This is a genomic window from Sphingomonas sp. SORGH_AS_0950, assembly GCF_030818415.1.
Classification (GTDB): domain Bacteria; phylum Pseudomonadota; class Alphaproteobacteria; order Sphingomonadales; family Sphingomonadaceae; genus Sphingomonas.
The window spans coordinates 373,312-386,068 of sequence record NZ_JAUTAE010000001.1 but is presented as its reverse complement, the minus strand read 5'-3'; the positions used below and the strand labels follow the sequence as shown (position 1 = coordinate 386,068).

Below are 12,757 nucleotides of genomic sequence, written 5' to 3'. Positions count from 1 at the left end.
GGCCTACGCCTCGGTCTCCGCGACGTGGAGCAGCCCCTCGACATAGCGCGCGAAGGACCGCCACGTCTCGAGATGGAAACGGTCCGGCGCGCGGCGCCAGAGGATGATTTCCGCCTTGTCGTACATGGTCCGCGTACACATCCCGACCGGGAAGGCGCGAAGCGACAGGTCGAGCGCGCAGCCGCTTGCCAACAGCGTCTCGGCGGTCACGCGCCCGCCCGCAATCTCCAGCGCGACCTGCCGATGGCTGACATCGACCAGCGAACACACGGCATCGCCCAGCCGCGCCTGGAGCGTCGCCACCCAGTCATCGCGCGCATCCGCCGCCAGGAGCAGCCATTCGTCCGGCCCCAGCCAAAGGGCCGCGACATCCGCCTCGATCGCCGAGCGGCAAGCCTCGCGCGGCAGGACGATGCCGAGCCGCTCGGCGACCAGGTCGAGGCTCGCCGCCGGACAGCGCAGCACGGCGCGGCCGAAATGGTCCAGCGGACGGACCGACGCGCTACCGGCCGCGAAAGGCGAAGCGGGGGAGAGATCAGACATCGATGCGGGTGCCTTCCGGATCGTAGAAAACGGGGGAGACGATCTCGACCGCGATCGGCCCGCCCGGCATGGGCACGTGTAGCGTCTCGCCCAGACGCTGGCGGCCGCCGCGCACCAGCGCCAGCGCGATCGGTGCGTCCAGTACGGCGCTGCGATAGGCGGAGGTGACATGCCCGATCGGCGTCGTGGCCGCCGACGGCGCCACGATCTGCGCGCCCTCCTCCAGCACCGTTCGACCGTCCAGGCTCTTCAGGCCGACCAGCTGCTTGCGATCGGGCACCGTCATCGCGGGACGGGCGAGCGAGCGTTTGCCGACGAAATCGGGCTTCGCCTTGCCGATCGCCCAGGACAGGCCGACATCGTCGGGCGTGACCGTCCCGTCTGTTTCCTGCCCGACGATGATATAGCCCTTTTCGGCGCGCAGGACGTGCATCGTCTCGGTGCCATAGGGCACCATGTCGAACGCCTTGCCGCGTTCCCATATGGCTTCCCACACCATGCGACCATGACCGCTCGGCACGTTCACCTCGAAGCCCAGCTCGCCGGTGAAACTGACCCGCATCAGCCGCATCGGCACGCCGCAGATGCGGGCATCCGCGATGCTCATGTGCGGGAAGGCGGCGGCCGATATGTCCAGCCCCTCGATCAGCGGCGCGATCACCTCGCGCGCCTTCGGGCCCTGCACCGCGATCACCGACCATTGCTCGGTCGTCGAAGTCAGCCAGACGTTCAGGTCCGGCCATTCGGTCTGGAGATAATCCTCCATCATGCCCAGGACCCGCGCCGCGCCGCCGGTGGTCGTCGTCACATGGAAACGATCCGTCGCCAGCCGCCCGACCACGCCGTCGTCCATCACGAAGCCGTCCTCGCGCAGCAGCACGCCATAGCGGCACTTGCCGACGCCCAATTTGGTCCAGGCATTGACGAAGAAGCGGTTCATGAACTCCGCCGCATCCGGCCCGACGATCTCGATCTTTCCGAGGGTGGAGGCGTCGAAGATGCCGACGCTCCGCCTTACGCCCACGCATTCGCGCGCGACGGCGGCGTGCAGGTCCTCGCCGGGACGCCGGAAGTAATGCGCGCGGCGCCAGTTGCCGACATCCTCGAACGCCGCGCCTTGCTCCCTGGCCCAGTCGTGGATCGCGGTGATCCGCGCCGGATCGAACAGGTCGCCGCGCGCATGGCCCGCCAGCGCCCCGAACGTGACCGGCGTATAGGGCGAGCGGAAGGTGGTCAGCCCGATCTCCGGGATCGACCGCCCCGTGGCCTCCGACACGATGCCCAGCGCGTTGATATTGGACAGCTTGCCCTGGTCGGTCGCCATGCCCGTGGTCGTGTAGCGCTTGACATGCTCGATCGACAGGAACCCCTCGCGGGTCGCCAGCAGGATGTCGCGGGCGGTGACGTCGTTCTGCCAGTCGACGAACGCCTTGGCCTTGCCCAGATCGCGCGACGTCGGGGCCGCGCCCATATGGCCGCCATGGCCTTGCACATGGCGCAGCGCGACGGAGGGAAGCACGGCCGGGCCTGACGCCGTAAAGCCCGCCGCCGACGCCGCGTCCCGCCCCGCCGCAATACCGTCGGCCAGCGCATCGGCCAGCGCGAACCGGCCTCGGCACGCGCCCGCCGATCGCTCCGCCTCGGCCGAGACGTCGGGCAGATAGGCCTGGAGCCCCTCGTCCCAGGCCAGCTTTCCGCGCGATTGGGAGAAGAGGTGGACGCTGGGCGTAAAGCCGCCCGCCATCAGCACCGCATCGCAGTCGTGACGCACGGTCTTGCCCTGCGCGGTGATGGTGATGGACGCGACCCGCAGGCCGCCGGTCGTCCCCTCGATCCTGGCATCGGTCGCGACCGGCAGTCCCGCCGCCTGTGCCGCCCCCGATGCGGCGGACGGCGGGCGAATGTCCGCGACCATCGCGACCGTCACGCCCGCCGCCGCCATCTCGTGCGCGACGCGATAGGCATTGTCGTGTGCGCCGACGATGACGACGCGTTGCCCGACCGCGACGCCATATTGCTGGAGATAGGTGCGCGCGGCGTCCGCCAGCATGATGCCGGGCCGGTCATTGTCGGGGAAGACCAGCGGCCGCTCGATCGCACCTGTGGCGAGCACGACCTGCCGGGCGCGCACCTGCCACAGCCGCTCGCGCGGCATGCCCTCGGCCGGGTTCGCGAGATGATCGGTCAGCTTCTCGGTCAGCCCGATCCAGTTGTGCGGATAATAGCCAAAGGCGATCGTGCGCGGCAAAAGCGTAACGCCCGGCAACGCGGCCAGTGCCGCCAGCTCCCGCGTCAGCCACTCCGTCGCCGACAGCCCGTCGATCATGGTGTCGGCCGCCGCCAGCAGCGATCCGCCGATCCGGGGGCGATCGTCGCACAGCATCACCCGCGCGCCCGCTTCCGCCGCCTGCCGCGCCGCCGCGATCCCCGCCGGTCCGCCGCCGACCACCAGCACGTCGCAATGCGCGTAACGCTGCGTATAGTGATCGGGATCGGGATCGGACGGCGCAACGCCCAGCCCCGCCGCCTCGCGGATGCGCGGTTCGTACAGCCGGTCCCACGCCTTTTTGGGCCACATGAACGTCTTGTAGTAGAAGCCCGCCGGAATGAAGCGGCTCAACAGCCGATCATTGATCGCCATGCGGTCACATTCGAGGCTCGGGTGCCGGTTCTGGCTGACCGCATCCAGCCCCTCATAGAGTTCGACCTGGGTGGCGAGCAGATTGGGGGTATAGCGTGCCCGGTCGCGACGAATGCCCACCAGCGCATTGGGCTCATCCGCGCCTGCGCCCATGATGCCGCGCGGCCGGTGATATTTGAACGACCGCCCGACCAGGTGCACGCCGTTCGCCAGCAATGCCGAAGCGAGCGTGTCGCCCTCCTGCCCCGTATACCCCTTCCCGTCGAAGGTGAAGCGCAGCGTGCGTCCGGTGGTGACGCGGCCCGGCGCGATGCGATGATGGCCGGTCGTCATGCCCGCTCTCCCTCGGGCGGCTGTTCGCCCACCTTGTAGGTCGCGACGAACGCGTCGGTCCGCGTGTCGCGGATGGCGTTGAAGAAACGGGCGCAGCCATGGAGGTGACGCCAGCGCTCGGCATGTCGCCCCTTGGGATTGGACCGGGTGTAGAGATAGGTGCTCCACTCCGCATCGGTCAGCTCGGCCGGCCGGGCCGGACGCTCGATATGCGCCTCTCCGGCATAGCTGAACTCCAGCTCGGGCCGCTCGCCGCAATAGGGACAGGGGATGATAAGCATGGTCGCGCCTCTCAGTGGGCGACGGCGGCGGCCGCCGCCTCGTCGATCATTTGGCCGTCGCGGAATCGCTCGATCGTGAAGGGGGCGTTGATCGGATGCGGCTCGTCGCGTGCGATGGTGTAGGCCAGCAGATGCGCGGCGCCGGGCGTTGCCTTGAACCCGCCCGTGCCCCAGCCGCAATTGACGTACAGGCCCGGCACCGGCGTCCTGGCGATGATCGGCGAGCGGTCGGGCGTCACGTCGACGATCCCGCCCCAGCTGCGCAGCATCCGCATCCGCCGGAACTGCGGGAACAGCTCGCAAATCGCCTCCAGCGTGTGCGTGGCAATGTGCAGGCCGCCTCGCTGCGTATAGCTGGTATAGGCGTCGGTCCCGGCCCCGATCACCAGCTCGCCCTTGTCGGACTGGCTCATATAGGCGTGGATGGTGTTGGACATGACGACACAGGGGAAGATCGGCTTTACCGGTTCCGACACCAGGGCTTGCAACGGATAGCTTTCCAGCGGCAGCCGGACGTCCGCCATGCCCAGCACCACACTGGTATGCCCCGCCGCCGAGACGCCGATGCGCTTCGATCCGATGAAACCGCGCGTCGTCTCCACCCCCGTCACCGCGCCGCTCGCGTCGCGGCGGATGCCGGTGACTTCGCAATTCTCGATGATGTCGACGCCCAGCGCGTCGGCGGCGCGGGCATAGCCCCAGGCCACCGCATCGTGCCGCGCGGTGCCGCCCCGCCGCTGCAACGCGGCGCCCAGCACGGGATAGCGCATGTCGGGCGAGATGTTCAGCGGCGGACAAAAGGCCTTGGCCTCCTCCGGCGTTAGCCACTCATTGTCGACGCCGTTGATCCGGTTGGCATGGACGTGCCGCTTGAAGACCTGCACGTCGTGGATGTTGTGCGCCAGCATCATCACGCCGCGCTGCGAGAACATGACGTTGTAGTTGAGTTCCTGGCTCAACCCCTCCCACATCTTCAGCGCATGGTCGTAGAGCGCGGCGCTCTCGTCGAAAAGATAGTTGGAACGGATGATGGTGGTGTTGCGCCCGGTATTGCCGCCGCCGATCCACCCCTTTTCGACCACCGCGACATTCCGGATGCCGAACCGGCTGGCCAGATAATAGGCCGCACCCAGTCCATGCCCGCCGCCGCCGACGATGATCGCGTCATAGGAAGGCTTGGGGCTGGCGTTGCGCCACTGTGGCTTCCACCCCTTGTGACCGCCCAGTCCCTCCCGGAACAGCGAGAATGCGGAAAAGCGCTGCATCGTCCCTCCCCTTCCCGGCCGTCAGCCGCGCGCCGTCGCGTAGATCGGATAGCGGGCGCACAGCGCGACCACTTCGCCCCGCGTCTGCTCGATCAGCGCATCGGGCACGTCCCCGGCGGAGGCGGCGTCGAGGATGCGGTTGATCAGCCGCGCGACCTCCTGAAAGGCGGCGACATCGAAGCCGCGGCTGGTCAGCGCGCCGCTCCCGAGACGGATACCAGATGTCACGGCGGGTTTCTCCAGATCGAACGGGATGCCGTTCTTGTTGCAGGTGATGCCGGCGGCATCCAAGATCTGTTCGGCACGCTTGCCGGTCAGGCCCTTGGGCCTCAGGTCGACCAGCACGACATGGGTGTCGGTGCCGCCGGACACGATGGTATAGCCGTTCGCGGCCAGCGCGGCGGCCAGGGCCTGGGCATTGTCCACGACGCGCCGGGCATAGTCCCGGAAGGACGGGCGCAGCGCCTCGCCGAACGCGACCGCCTTGGCCGCGATGACATGCTCGAGCGGCCCGCCCTGGATGCCGGGGAAGATGGCCGAGTTGACCTTCTTCGCCAGCGCCTCGTCATTGGTCAGGATCAGGCCGCCGCGCGGTCCCCGCAGCGTCTTGTGGGTCGTGGTCGTGACGACATGCGCATGGTCCAGCGGATTGGGATGGACACCGCCCGCCACCAGTCCCGCGAAATGCGCCATGTCGACCATCAGCACCGCATCGACCGAGTCCGCGATCGCCCGGAACCGCGCGAAATCGATCTGGCGCGGATAGGCAGAGCCGCCCGCGATGATCAGCCGGGGGTGATAGTCCCGCGCCAGCTCGGCGACCGCGTCATAGTCGATCCGCTGATCCTCCTCGCGCACGCCGTAGGGAATCGCGTTCAGCCACTTGCCCGAAAAGGTCGGCGCCGCGCCATGGGTCAGATGCCCGCCATGCGCCAGGCTCATCCCCATCAGCGTATCGCCGGGCTTCATCAGCGCGAACTGCACCGCCATATTGGCCTGGGCGCCGGAATGCGGCTGGACGTTGGCGAACCGCGCGCCGAACAGCGCGCACGCCCGGTCGATGGCGAGCTGCTCGGTCACGTCGACATGCTCGCAGCCGCCATAATAGCGGCGCCCCGGATAACCCTCGGCATATTTGTTGGTCAGGACCGAACCCTGCGCCTGGAGCACCGCCGTGGAGACGATATTCTCCGACGCGATCAGTTCCAGCTTGTCGGATTGGCGCACCCATTCCGCCTCGATCGCCGCCGCGACGGCGGGGTCGGCGTCCCGCAGCGCTCCGCCAACGAACGGAGCGCCAGCGTCCTCCCCGCAATTGTCCAAGGTCATCATGTCCAAGCTCCCCCCGACGCTTTGGGCAGGATGATGCCTCGCCCGCCCCGCCGCCGGGATGCGTGCGCCGCACGCCCCGAAGATTTGCGACACGGCGCACGCGGGTGGACCGGCGGCGCCCTGCGCCAGAAGACAAAGCCACAGCCCGGCGATATGAGCGCGGGATGAGCCGCCTGCTGTTGTTCAACAAACCCTTCGGGGTCCTATCGCAATTCACGGACCGCGGATCGCCGACGGTCCGCGCGACCCTGTCCGACTTCATCGCGGTGAAGGGCGTCTATCCCGCCGGAAGGCTCGATCGGGATAGCGAGGGCCTGTTGCTGCTATGCGATGACGGGCGGCTGCAGGCGCGCATTGCCGATCCCCGCTTCAAGATGCCCAAGACCTATCTCGTACAGGTCGAAGGCGATCCGCAGGACCAGGAACTGGAGGGCCTGCGGCGGGGCGTCCGGCTCAAGGATGGCATGACCCTGCCTGCCGAAGTCGCGCGTATCGACGCGCCGGACCTGTGGCTGCGCGATCCGCCGATCCGCCAGCGCAAGTCGATCCCCGACAGCTGGCTGAAGATCACGATCCGCGAAGGCCGCAACCGGCAAGTGCGGCGCATGACGGCGGCGGTCGGATTGCCCACGCTGAGGCTGGTCCGCTGGTCGATCGGCGACTGGTCCGTCGCCGGGATCGCGCCGGGCGCGTTCGAGGAGGTTTCTCCGCCGGGCAAATCGGAGCGATGACGCTGTCTGGCGGACGACCGGAGGCATTGCAGGCCGCGCCCCTGCCCGTTGCCGGTTGCCGCCGACCGCGAAACCTGATTTGAGGCTTCGCCCGGAGGCGACTTGACGGCTTCCGCCCGGCTCATACGAGCTGCGGATGGGTTGCCGCCATCGTCTCGCGATCGGCTTTCCCATACGGCAGATCGCATTAGGCCAATCGGCAGAGTTTTGGATTTCCATGAATTATCGCCATTCCTTCCATGCCGGCAACAGCGCCGATGTCGTGAAGCACAGCCTGCTGATCGCCCTTGTCCGGGCCTTGCAGCAGAAACAGGGTGCACTGACCCTGATCGACACCCATGCCGGTTGCGGGCTTTACGACCTTGGCGGCGAGCAGGCGCAACGCACCGGCGAAGCCGTGCAGGGCGTGGTGCGGGCCTTTGCCGATCCGAACCCGTTGCTGGACGACTATCGCGCCGCCGTGCAGGCGGTGAATGACGGAGCGGAACCGCGCCTCTACCCCGGCTCGCCGCAATTCCTGGCGCAGCTGCTGCGCCCGCAGGACTTGCTGATCCTCAACGAAAAGCATCCCGAGGATGCCCGTGCGCTACGCGGCGCGATGCGCGGTACGCCCGCGGCCGTGCATGAGCGCGATGCCTATGAGCTTTGGCTGGCGATGCTGCCGACCCGCACCGGTCGCGGCGTCGTGGTGGTCGATCCGCCCTATGAGCAGACCGACGAACGCGCCCGCATCACCGCGACCCTCGCCGCGGCGCACCGCAAATGGGCCCATGGCGTGACGGTCATCTGGTATCCGCTGAAAGACCGCGCGACGCATCAGAGGTGGAAGGACCAGCTGCGAAGGCTCGGCATCCCGAAATTCCTGTCGGTGGAACATTGGCTGTACGATGCCGATCAGCCCGGCATCTATAACGGCGCGGGCCTCTTCATAGTCAATCCGCCCTATGCCTTCACCCAGGCGCTGCCGCCGCTGCTGGAAGCGCTGCGCGCCGCGCTGGCGCCGGAAGGACATAGCGGCGTGATCACGGCGGACTGGCTGAACGATTGAGGGCAGAGCGCAGTCCCTGCTCCTTGCTTTCCTCCAGCGGCACCATCTCACCGGGCGGACGTTGACCGCCGCATGAAGACGATCCGATTTCCCGACGGTACGACCGTCCCCGCGCTGGGCCAAGGCACCTGGATGATGGCCGAAGACGCCGCCCGCCGATCCGACGAGATCGCTGCGCTACGCGAAGGGCTGTCGCTCGGCCTGACCCTGATCGACACCGCCGAGATGTATGCCGACGGCGAGTCCGAGCGCCTCGTCGGCGAGGCGATTGCGGGCCTGCGCGACGAAGTGTTCCTGGTCAGCAAGGCCTATCCGCAAAATGCCTCGCGCGATCGGCTCCAGCGGGCTTGCGAGGCGAGCCTCGACCGGCTCGGCACCGACCGGCTCGACCTGTACCTGCTGCACTGGCGGGGCAATGTGCCGCTGTCCGAGACGGTCGAGGCGATGGAGCGGCTGGTCGCGGCGGGCAAGATCCTGCGTTGGGGCGTCAGCAACCTCGACATGGACGATATGGCGGAACTCGTCGCGAGCGGCGGCGAACGCTGCCAAACGAACCAGATCCTGTACAACCTGACCCGGCGCGGTCCGGAATATGACCTGATCCCCTGGCTCGGGCAGCATCGCATGCCGGTCATGGCCTATAGCCCGGTCGAGCAAGGCCGCCTTCTGGCGCATCCCGAGCTTGCCGCCATGGCCAGGGAGCGCGGCGTCACGCCCGCGCTGCTCGCCCTGGCCTGGCTGCTGGGGCGGGACGGCGTCCTGCCCATCCCCAAGGCCGGATCGGTCGCGCATGTGCGGGACAACCGCGCCGCACTGGACCTCACCCTGTCCGACGCCGAATTGCACCGCCTCGACTGGCTCTTTCCGCCCCCACGTGGTCCCGAACCACTCGCGATGCTCTAGGTGCGAATGTAATCGAGGAGCGCCCGCAACGGTGGCGGCACCAGACGGCGTCCCGAATAATAGAGGAACGGGCCGGAGAAGGACTGCCACCAGTCGGGCAGCACCGGTTCCAGCGCGCCGCTGGCGAGCACCGGCCGCAACCAGTCTTCGAACAGGTGGATGATCCCGCCGCCCGCGATGGCGATATCGACCAGCAGATCCGCCGCGCCGGAGACGCTGGCGATCAGCGGTCCCTGCGGCTCGATGCGCACGATCTCGCCGGACCGCTCGAACTCCCATGGACTGGTCAGCGCGCCACTGGTGAAGCGGCCTCGCAGACAGGCATGGTCGAGCAGGTCGCGCGGATGGCTTGGTCTCCCCCGCGCGTCCAGATAGGCGGGTGCCGCCGCCGTCGCGAAACGCTGGCTACGCGGGCCGATCGGCACCGCGATCATGTCCTGCTCCAGCCGCTCGTCATAGCGGATGCCCGCGTCGCAGCCCGATGCCACCATGTCGACAAAGCCGTCCTCGGCGACGATCTCGACCTGGATGTCGGGATAGGCGGCCAGGAAGCCGGGCAGGATCGCGGGCAGCACCAGCCGCGCCGCGCTGACCGGCACGTTGAGCTTGAGCGTCCCCGCCGGGCGGTCGCGGAACAGGTTCACGACGTTGAGCGCCGCCTCCACCTCGCCCAGCGCCGGGGCCAGTCGCTCGATCAACCGCGCCCCCGCCTCGGTCGGCACGACGCTGCGCGTAGTGCGATGGAGCAGCCGGACGCCCAGCCGCGCCTCCAGCCGCCGCACGGCTTCGCTTAGCGTCGAGGCGCTCGACCCGACGGTGCGTGCCGCATCGCGAAAGCCACGCGCCTGGGCGACCGCCAGGAATGCGTTGAGATCGGCAAGGTCCGCCTTCATCGTTCGGTTTTCCGTACAGCCCGTACGGATCACTCCGGCTTATCGCGATGATCCGCAAGCCGTATTTCGGGGCCAGCACAGGAGACATGACGATGACGATCGACCAGGCAGGCACCTATTCCTTCGCAGGGCGCCAAGTGAAGCGGCTGGGTTACGGCGCGATGCAACTCGCCGGACCGGGCGTGTTCGGTCCGCCGCGCGACCCCGATGCCGCGCTCGCCGTCCTGCGCGCCGCCGTCGAGGCTGGGGTCAACCATATCGACACCAGCGACTTTTACGGCCCGCATGTCACCAACCGGCTGATCCGCGAAGCGCTGTCCCCCTATTCCGACGACCTGCTGATCGTGACCAAGATCGGCGCGCGGCGCGGTGACGATGCATCCTGGCTGCCCGCGTTCGAACCGGACGAACTGACCCGCGCGGTCGAGGACAATCTGACGAACCTGGGGCTGGAGACGCTCGACGTCGTCAACCTGCGGCTGATGTTCGACGTCCACGGTCCGGCGGAAGGGTCGCTCGCCGCGCCGCTAAGGGCGGTCGCGGACCTGCAACGCCAGGGGCTGGTACGTCATATCGGGCTCAGCAACGTGACGCCGACGCAGTTCAAGGAAGCCCGCGACATCGCCGCGATCGTCGGCGTCCAGAACCAGTACAACCTCGCCCACCGCGACGACGATGGCTTTATCGACGCGCTGGCGGCGGAGGGCATCGCCTATGTGCCCTTCTTCCCGCTCGGCGGGTTCAGCCCGCTCCAGTCGGCGGCGCTGTCCGACGTGGCGGCGCGGCTCAAGGCGACGCCGATGCAGGTGGCGCTCGCCTGGCTGTTCCAGCGTTCGCCCAACATCCTGCTGATCCCCGGCACCTCGTCGGTCGCGCATCTTCACGAAAACCTCGCCGCAGCCTCTCTGACGCTGCCCGAGGATGCGGTGGCGCAGCTGAACGCCATCGGCGGGTAATCAGGCCGGTCGATTGGCGAGCACCGCGTCGAGCAGGCCGGGAAAGCGCTGGTCGAATTCGGCGCGGCGCAGCGTGTTGATCATCTCGCGTCCCGCCTGCGTCGTCTCGATCAGCCCGGCTGCGCGGAGCAGCTTCAAATGGTTGGACAGCGTGCTCTTCGGAATGGACTCGCACGGGGCGGCGTCGGTGCAGCTCAGCCGCTCGGTCGCGGCGAGCCGCGCCACCATGGCCAGCCGATTGGGATCGGCCAGCGCATGCAGCGCCAGATCGAGCGGGACGTCCTCCAGCCGGGGATGGGTGAAGCGGGGCATGCGGCAGATATAGGGCCCCAAGGTAGATTTAATAGTTCGGGATTATTGAACCTTTGAAGTGTGCCCCCATCTCCCACCTGCCGACAGCGCACGACATCGTGATCGCGGGCCCAGTTTTGGAGAATGCACATGCCCCTTACAGGCAAGACAGCGCTCGTCACCGGCGGATCGCGCGGCATCGGCTCGGCCATCGCCAAGCGGCTGGCAGCGGATGGCGCGACCGTGGCGATCACCTATGCTGGCAACAAAGCCGCTGCCGACGAAACCGTGGCGGCGATCGAACGCGCGGGCGGCACCGCCTTCGCCTTCCAGGCCGATGCCGCCGATCCGGCCTCGCAGCGCGCGGGCGTCGAACAGGCCGCCGCGGCCCTGGGCGGGATCGACATCCTGGTCCACAATGCCGGTGTCGCCGAATTCTCGACGCTCGCCGAGGATACCGACGAGACCTATGATCGCCAGTTCGGCGTCAATGTGAAGGGCCTCCATGTCGGCACCCGCGCGGCCCTGCCGCATCTCCGCGACGGCGGCCGGATCATCCTGATCGGCAGCATCTCGGGCGAAATGGCCTTCCCCGCGACCACGGTCTACAGCGCGACCAAGGCAGCGGTGGCGGCACTGGCACGCGGCTGGGCCAAGGACCTCGCGTCCCGCAACATCCTGGTCAACACCGTCCAGCCGGGACCGATCGACACCGACATGAACCCCGCCGACAGCGAATTCGCGGGGCAGGTGCTGCAAGCGATCCCGCTCGGCCGCTATGGCAAGGTCGAGGAGATCGCAGGTGCGGTCGCATTCCTCGCCGGACCGGATGCGAGCTATATCACCGGCACGACGCTCAACATCGATGGCGGCGCGACGGCATAAGACCGGTGATCGCCCCTCGGTCGGAGGGGCAGCCGACAATTGGGCGGGTATGATCCGTAAACTCTGCCCCGATACTCGCCAGCCCGTCCGACCGATCGCTGGATAAGGCCCTGAAAACACGACGCGCGCTGCCCTTCCCGTGACGGCAGCGCGCGTCGACTTGCGTCCATGCCTCATGGCAATGGCGGAATGATCTGCCAAATGACGGCCTCGTCACGGGCGATCCTGCGCGATCGAAGATCGCGGCGGGCTTGCCTCAACCAGTCCGGCAGGACATGCTCGTGTCTATGGCGACCCGTCACGTCCGATCCGTCTTTCTGAGCGCTGCGCTGGCTTTGCTGGCGGTGTCCGGGCTGATCGGCTTGTCGGGTTGGCATAGCGCCATGGTGCATGATGAAGATGCCGTCCATGCCGTCGTCATACTGCACGACCATGCCGGGTCGCACAGCGATCCCGATGCGCCCATTCATGCGCTTGCGCATACGGTCGGCCAATGGGTCGTCCATGCCGGCGTCACGCCCCTCACGCGCATGATCGACGCCCCCGCCATCCGCTGGACGATCGCCACGGAAGACCGGCTCGGAGGTATCGCCCCCGCGACATTGCTGAGGCCCCCGCGCCGCTGAGCCCGGTTGGGCGCTTCGGCGCCAACAGG

The 12,757-nt window shown here is 67.9% G+C and carries 13 protein-coding genes; 6 read left to right on the top strand and 7 right to left on the bottom strand.

The window, feature by feature from the left end; all coding sequences use genetic code 11:
• Positions 1-3: 3 nt before the first annotated feature.
• The 5 genes from QE385_RS01575 to glyA are packed head-to-tail and all read right to left on the bottom strand — an operon-like array spanning position 4 to position 6,395.
• A complete protein-coding gene (locus QE385_RS01575; RefSeq protein WP_307098401.1) occupies positions 4-543 on the bottom strand; it encodes a sarcosine oxidase subunit gamma in 540 nt (179 codons plus the stop codon).
• Positions 536-3,517, bottom strand: coding sequence for a sarcosine oxidase subunit alpha family protein (locus QE385_RS01570; protein ID WP_307098399.1), 2,982 nt, complete (start codon positions 3,515-3,517; stop codon positions 536-538). Before QE385_RS01570 ends, QE385_RS01575 begins: the two co-directional genes overlap by 8 nt.
• Positions 3,514-3,798, bottom strand: coding sequence for a sarcosine oxidase subunit delta (locus QE385_RS01565; protein ID WP_307098397.1), 285 nt, complete (start codon positions 3,796-3,798; stop codon positions 3,514-3,516). Before QE385_RS01565 ends, QE385_RS01570 begins: the two co-directional genes overlap by 4 nt.
• Positions 3,799-3,809: 11 nt before the next feature.
• Entirely contained in the window at positions 3,810-5,063 is a 1,254-nt protein-coding gene (locus tag QE385_RS01560; protein WP_307098395.1) for a sarcosine oxidase subunit beta family protein, read from the bottom strand.
• Positions 5,064-5,084: 21 nt separating this feature from the next.
• Positions 5,085-6,395: a serine hydroxymethyltransferase gene (gene glyA, locus QE385_RS01555; RefSeq protein WP_307098393.1), complete on the bottom strand. Its 1,311-nt coding sequence runs from the start codon at positions 6,393-6,395 to the stop codon at positions 5,085-5,087.
• A 164-nt stretch (positions 6,396-6,559) separates the two neighbouring features.
• On the opposite strand from glyA, the gene QE385_RS01550 reads away from it, so the two are divergent.
• From QE385_RS01550 to QE385_RS01540, 3 genes are all read left to right on the top strand, one after another.
• Positions 6,560-7,126, top strand: coding sequence for a pseudouridine synthase (locus QE385_RS01550; protein WP_307098390.1), 567 nt, complete (start codon positions 6,560-6,562; stop codon positions 7,124-7,126).
• Positions 7,127-7,343: 217 nt separating this feature from the next.
• Positions 7,344-8,174 carry a 23S rRNA (adenine(2030)-N(6))-methyltransferase RlmJ gene (locus QE385_RS01545; protein WP_307098387.1) on the top strand — a complete coding sequence of 277 codons (831 nt, stop codon included), beginning with the start codon at positions 7,344-7,346 and terminating at the stop codon, positions 8,172-8,174.
• Positions 8,175-8,246: 72 nt separating this feature from the next.
• Positions 8,247-9,077, top strand: coding sequence for an aldo/keto reductase (locus QE385_RS01540; RefSeq protein WP_307098385.1), 831 nt, complete (start codon positions 8,247-8,249; stop codon positions 9,075-9,077).
• On the opposite strand, the gene QE385_RS01535 is transcribed toward QE385_RS01540, so the two are convergent.
• On the bottom strand, positions 9,074-9,970 hold the full coding sequence (locus QE385_RS01535) for a LysR family transcriptional regulator (RefSeq protein WP_307098383.1): 897 nt from the start codon (positions 9,968-9,970) through the stop codon (positions 9,074-9,076). The two genes, QE385_RS01540 and QE385_RS01535, sit on opposite strands and share 4 nt — an antisense overlap.
• Positions 9,971-10,062: 92 nt before the next feature.
• Here QE385_RS01535 and QE385_RS01530 point away from each other — a divergent pair, with 92 nt between their 5' ends.
• Positions 10,063-10,926 (top strand): aldo/keto reductase family oxidoreductase, encoded by an 864-nt coding sequence (locus tag QE385_RS01530; protein WP_307098381.1) that lies wholly within the window; start codon positions 10,063-10,065, stop codon positions 10,924-10,926.
• Here the strand turns inward: QE385_RS01530 and QE385_RS01525 are convergent, their stop codons facing one another.
• Entirely contained in the window at positions 10,927-11,238 is a 312-nt protein-coding gene (locus QE385_RS01525) for a helix-turn-helix transcriptional regulator (RefSeq protein WP_307098379.1), read from the bottom strand. It abuts the gene before it with no gap.
• A 129-nt stretch (positions 11,239-11,367) separates the two neighbouring features.
• Between QE385_RS01525 and QE385_RS01520 the strand changes: the two genes are divergently transcribed.
• A complete protein-coding gene (locus QE385_RS01520; RefSeq protein WP_307098377.1) occupies positions 11,368-12,102 on the top strand; it encodes an SDR family oxidoreductase in 735 nt (244 codons plus the stop codon).
• A gap of 287 nt (positions 12,103-12,389) precedes the next feature.
• Positions 12,390-12,728: a hypothetical protein gene (locus QE385_RS01515; RefSeq protein ID WP_307098375.1), complete on the top strand. Its 339-nt coding sequence runs from the start codon at positions 12,390-12,392 to the stop codon at positions 12,726-12,728.
• Positions 12,729-12,757 lie beyond the last annotated feature (29 nt).

Excerpts from the sequence above, each read along its gene's own strand:
- QE385_RS01575 (WP_307098401.1), bottom strand. The coding sequence starts at position 543 with ATGTCTGATCTCTCCCCCGCTTCGCCTTTCGCGGCCGGTAGCGCGTCG.
- QE385_RS01570 (WP_307098399.1), bottom strand. The coding sequence starts at position 3,517 with ATGACGACCGGCCATCATCGCATCGCGCCGGGCCGCGTCACCACCGGA.
- QE385_RS01565 (WP_307098397.1), bottom strand. The coding sequence starts at position 3,798 with ATGCTTATCATCCCCTGTCCCTATTGCGGCGAGCGGCCCGAGCTGGAG.
- QE385_RS01560 (WP_307098395.1), bottom strand. The coding sequence starts at position 5,063 with ATGCAGCGCTTTTCCGCATTCTCGCTGTTCCGGGAGGGACTGGGCGGT.
- glyA (WP_307098393.1), bottom strand. The coding sequence starts at position 6,395 with ATGATGACCTTGGACAATTGCGGGGAGGACGCTGGCGCTCCGTTCGTT.
- QE385_RS01550 (WP_307098390.1), top strand. The coding sequence starts at position 6,560 with ATGAGCCGCCTGCTGTTGTTCAACAAACCCTTCGGGGTCCTATCGCAA.
- QE385_RS01545 (WP_307098387.1), top strand. The coding sequence starts at position 7,344 with ATGAATTATCGCCATTCCTTCCATGCCGGCAACAGCGCCGATGTCGTG.
- QE385_RS01540 (WP_307098385.1), top strand. The coding sequence starts at position 8,247 with ATGAAGACGATCCGATTTCCCGACGGTACGACCGTCCCCGCGCTGGGC.
- QE385_RS01535 (WP_307098383.1), bottom strand. The coding sequence starts at position 9,970 with ATGAAGGCGGACCTTGCCGATCTCAACGCATTCCTGGCGGTCGCCCAG.
- QE385_RS01530 (WP_307098381.1), top strand. The coding sequence starts at position 10,063 with ATGACGATCGACCAGGCAGGCACCTATTCCTTCGCAGGGCGCCAAGTG.
- QE385_RS01525 (WP_307098379.1), bottom strand. The coding sequence starts at position 11,238 with ATGCCCCGCTTCACCCATCCCCGGCTGGAGGACGTCCCGCTCGATCTG.
- QE385_RS01520 (WP_307098377.1), top strand. The coding sequence starts at position 11,368 with ATGCCCCTTACAGGCAAGACAGCGCTCGTCACCGGCGGATCGCGCGGC.
- QE385_RS01515 (WP_307098375.1), top strand. The coding sequence starts at position 12,390 with ATGGCGACCCGTCACGTCCGATCCGTCTTTCTGAGCGCTGCGCTGGCT.